Below are 3,213 nucleotides of genomic sequence, written 5' to 3'. Positions count from 1 at the left end.
CCCGGTCCGCTCAGCCGGGCTGCCACGATGGTGTCGACACGGTCCCCGACGGCCGTCACCGATCACCTCTCGAGCTCACTCGTCGGGGGTGGCAAACGCGGGCACGCGAGACGGTCTGACGCACCCGGCCAGCCTACGCGGCGACACGGCTCACGCTTGACAGCGCGGACACCAGTAGAGCTTGCGACCGGCGGCCTCCTCGACCACGATCGCGGTTTCGCAGACCCGGCAGGGCAGACCCGCCCGATGGTAGACCCAATGCCGGTCGTCACGACTGGCCATCGCGCGACGATAGTCCTCGGGAGAGAGGTCGTCCATCGTCATCATCTGGCCGGTCTCGACGCCGATGGCGAGCAGCCTCACCCAGTCGCTCCAGAGCGCTCTGACGACGTCCTCCGGCACCTCTCGACCGGGTGTGTGGGGATTCAGGCGCGCCCGGAAGAGCAGCTCGGCCCGATAGACGTTGCCGATCCCCGACACCACCGACTGATCCATCAGGAGGAGCCCGATCGCGGTCGGCTTGCGTCGCACGACCGAGACGAAGCGCTCTTCACCGATCGCGGGGTCGTCCACCAGGGGGTCGGGGCCGAGCCGCGAGACGGTGGCCGCCATCTCCTCCCCGGTCTGAAGTGCGCAGGTGGTCGGGCCCCGCAGATCGGCGCAGACGGCATCGGTGAGCAGACGCAGCCGCACCTGCCCCACGACGGGCGGCGGCCATGGGACGTCGCCGTCGTCATCCAGCCCTGTGGTCTGCTCCGACATGCGAACGTGCACGCGGGTGCGCCGCGGTGCGCCGATCGACGACAGCGAGTTCTCGCCGGCTCGGTCGAAGACCGGCCCCTCGTCGCCATCGATCGCGGTGCCGCGCTGATTCGTCTGTCCCATGCGCCCGTTGGCGGACGCGATCGTGGGGTCGACGAGGATGTCGCCGGCGAAGTCCCATGCCCCGTACATCCCGAGGTGCACTCGGAGCCACAGATCGTCGTCGAAGCCGAGGAACATCTGCTTGCCGACGGCTCTCACCTCGTGCGGAACCCGCCCGTCGAGAACCGCCGCACCCTCGACGAACCTCCCTTGCGGGCTGGATGCCGCCACGGCACGGCCGACGACATTGCGGTCGAACTGCCGCGCGATGCGATGGACGGAATGCCCCTCCGGCATCAGCCGGCTTCGGGGTCGAAGGTACTGTCGTCCGCAGCGAGCACGTCGGGGGCGGACTCATCGGCCCGCGGGTCGGGAAGCAGCGAGCCGTCCGCCTCGAACGCGGCGATCTGACCGATACGGCGCACGTGGCGTTCGTCGTGGGAGAACGGGGTCGCGACGAATCGGTCGATGAAGGTCACGGCCTCTTCGAAGGTGTGCTGGCGCGCCCCGATCGCGATGACGTTGGCGTCATTGTGTTCGCGCGCGAGCTCCGCGGTGGCGATGCTCCACACCAGGGCCGCGCGGATGCCGGCCACCTTGTTGGCCGCGATCTGCTCGCCGTTGCCCGACCCGCCGAAGACGACGCCGAGCGCCGGCACACCGGCGGCCTGGTCCGCCACGACTCCTTGAGCGGCACGGACGCAGAAGGCCGGGTAGTCGTCGAGCGGGTCGTAGTCGATCGGACCGTGGTCGACGACCTCGTGCCCCTGCGCGGCGAGGTGATGCTGCAGCTGCGTGGAGAACTCCAGGCCCGCGTGATCGGTGGCGATGTGGATGCGCATGGCGCCCATCCTATTGACGTCGATCACGGCGCGATGCCGGCCGCTGCCGGCTTGAAGCCGGCACGGACGTTCTCGCAGCATCCGGGGCGGCAGACGTCGTACCACGGACCGAGCCGCGTCTCATGCGGCCGATCGCCCGCCTTCGTTCCGGCCAGCCGTTCCTGGACGAGGTCGACCAGGCCGCTGACGTAAGCCGGATCGACACCGGGGGTCTGGGACCGGATAGCGCGGAGGCCCGCCTCCTCGGCCGCCTCCATGGCCTCGGTGTCGAGATCCCACAGCACTTCCATGTGGTCGCTGACGAAGCCGAGAGGAACGATGACCACGGCCTCCGCGCCGCGGGCGGGGAGGTCCGCGATGACGTCGCACACGTCCGGCTCGAGCCAGGGCTGCGACGGCGGTCCGGAGCGAGACTGGTAGACGAGCTCCCACGGGATCCCGCTCGCGGCGGGCACAGCGGCGGCGACGGCGTCCATGACGACCTGAGCCACGGCGAGGTGCTGAGCGGCGTAGGCGCCCCCGTCGCCGAAGTCGACGTCTCGGGGCCCGGAACGCTGCGCATCGGCGGTCGGGATGCTGTGGGTGGAGAAGAGCACGTGCACGTTCTCGGGTGCGATGCCCTCGTCGGTGACGAACGTCGTCACGGCCGCCTCGACACCGTCGACGAACGGCCGCACGAAGCCGGGATGATCGAAGAACTGGCGCACCTTGTCGATCGTCACCCGCTCCCCCAGCCCGGTCTCGGTCAGCACGCGTGCGAAGTCCTCCCGATACTGACGACAGCTCGAGAAGGAACTGTAGGCGCTGGTCGCCAGCGCGAGCAGCGTGGTGTCTCCGGCCGCCGCGGCATCCTGCACGGCGTCTTCGAGGTATGGCGCCCAGTTGCGGTTCCCCCAGTACACCGGCAGGTCGATGCCGCGTCGCGCCAGCTCCGCCTCGAGTGCCGCCTTCAGCGCTCGGTTCTGGGCGTTGATCGGGCTCACGCCGCCGAAGTGACGGTAGTGATGGGCGACCTCTTCGAGCCGCTCATCGGGGATCCCGCGTCCGCGTGTGACGTTGCGCAGGAACGGGATGACATCATCCTGTCCCTCGGGTCCGCCGAACCCGGCGAGCAGGAGGCCGTCATAGGAGACGGGCTCCTCGACGTGCTCCGGGCCGGAGGCGGCGAACGGTGAGGCGAACGGCACGGGACCGGACACGCCGGCGGGGTCGGATGCGGGAGAAGGCGTACTCACCCCACCATCCTCGCACCGCGCGAACACGCCGGATCCGCACCGCCGACTGGCGTAGGGTGGGAGGGTTGTCGCCGGCGCCAGCAGCGCCGCTCCGCGGCATCCACCCCAACCCCGGGAGCAGACTCAGTGCCAGGAGAGAACCTCACCCGCCTCGAAGCGCAGGAGCGCCGCGCGGTCGTCGACACCCAGTCGTACGCGATCACCCTCGACCTGAACCGGGGCGCCGAGGTCTTCGGCTCCCGTACGGTCGTGCGCTTCACGGCCACCGAAGG

At 69.9% G+C, this 3,213-nt stretch carries 3 protein-coding genes; all 3 read right to left on the bottom strand.

Translation table 11 applies throughout. From position 1 onward, the window contains the following. Positions 1–150: 150 nt before the first annotated feature. Genes B4E30_RS10430 through B4E30_RS10420 form a run of 3 tightly spaced genes read right to left on the bottom strand, consistent with a single transcriptional unit; the run spans position 151 to position 2,941 of the window. Positions 151–1,161, bottom strand: coding sequence for an Fpg/Nei family DNA glycosylase (locus B4E30_RS10430; protein ID WP_286795257.1), 1,011 nt, complete (start codon positions 1,159–1,161; stop codon positions 151–153). After that, complete coding sequence (locus B4E30_RS10425) at positions 1,161–1,706, bottom strand: ribose-5-phosphate isomerase (protein WP_286795256.1); 546 nt, start codon at positions 1,704–1,706, stop codon at positions 1,161–1,163. Before B4E30_RS10425 ends, B4E30_RS10430 begins: the two co-directional genes overlap by 1 nt. Positions 1,707–1,729: 23 nt before the next feature. Further along, positions 1,730–2,941 carry a ferrochelatase gene (locus B4E30_RS10420; protein ID WP_414683209.1) on the bottom strand — a complete coding sequence of 404 codons (1,212 nt, stop codon included), beginning with the start codon at positions 2,939–2,941 and terminating at the stop codon, positions 1,730–1,732. Positions 2,942–3,213 lie beyond the last annotated feature (272 nt).

It is taken from the genome of Microbacterium sp. UBA3394 (assembly GCF_002358725.1).
Lineage (GTDB): Bacteria > Actinomycetota > Actinomycetes > Actinomycetales > Microbacteriaceae > Microbacterium > Microbacterium luteum.
This window is presented reverse-complemented; position numbering and strand designations above follow the sequence as displayed.

Coding starts and splice junctions, on each gene's coding strand:
- B4E30_RS10430 (WP_286795257.1), bottom strand. CDS start 1,161: ATGCCGGAGGGGCATTCCGTCCATCGCATCGCGCGGCAGTTCGACCGC.
- B4E30_RS10425 (WP_286795256.1), bottom strand. CDS start 1,706: ATGCGCATCCACATCGCCACCGATCACGCGGGCCTGGAGTTCTCCACG.